Here is a 594-nt window from a genome sequence, read left to right on the forward strand (position 1 = left end):
AGTTGACGCCAGACCTTGTCGGCACCGTAGACCTGCATATTGGCCTGCCAGACGCGTTCGATCTGCGGTGCCAGCAGCTCGTCGCGACGGGCCCGAGCACAGCGTCTGTCGGGCTCGCGCAGTAGCGCCGCGTGTCTTCGATACCCCGACGGGGCGATCTGCAAGACGCTGCAGATCGGCTCGACCCCGAAGGTGCCGCGATGCTTGTCTATGAAATCCCTCAGGACTTCAACCGGCGGTCGAGCTCCGCCTGGGCGAAAAACGCACTGGCCAGCTTCAGTATCTCATTGGCCCGGCGCAGCTCCTTGACCTCGCGCTCCAGATCCTTGACCCGCTGCGCCTCGCTGGTAGTGACGCCTTCGCGCACCCCAGTATCGACTTCGACTCGCTTGACCCATTCATGCAGCGTCTGCGGCACGCAGCCAATCTTGGGGGCAATCGATTCAATGGCTGCCCATAGCGATGGGTAATCCCCCCGGTGCTCCTGCACCATCCGCACCGCCCGCTCGCGGACCTCGGGCGAGAACTTGTTCGACTTCTTCATAGCTCAATCCTCTCAGAGAAAAGAGCCTCCTCAAAACCCGGGGCGATTCA

Annotated in this window: 1 pseudogene and 1 other annotated feature; the pseudogene reads right to left on the minus strand. The window is 62.3% G+C overall.

The window, feature by feature from the left end:
- Positions 1 to 544 (minus strand): annotated as a pseudogene (locus AC1RDS_RS20995) (transposase); the annotation flags it as partial.
- Positions 150 to 266, minus strand: a sequence feature (AL1L pseudoknot). Its footprint overlaps the pseudogene before it by 117 nt.
- Positions 545 to 594: the final 50 nt, after the last annotated feature.

Source organism: Acidovorax sp. GW823-FHT02H02 (assembly GCF_058797075.1).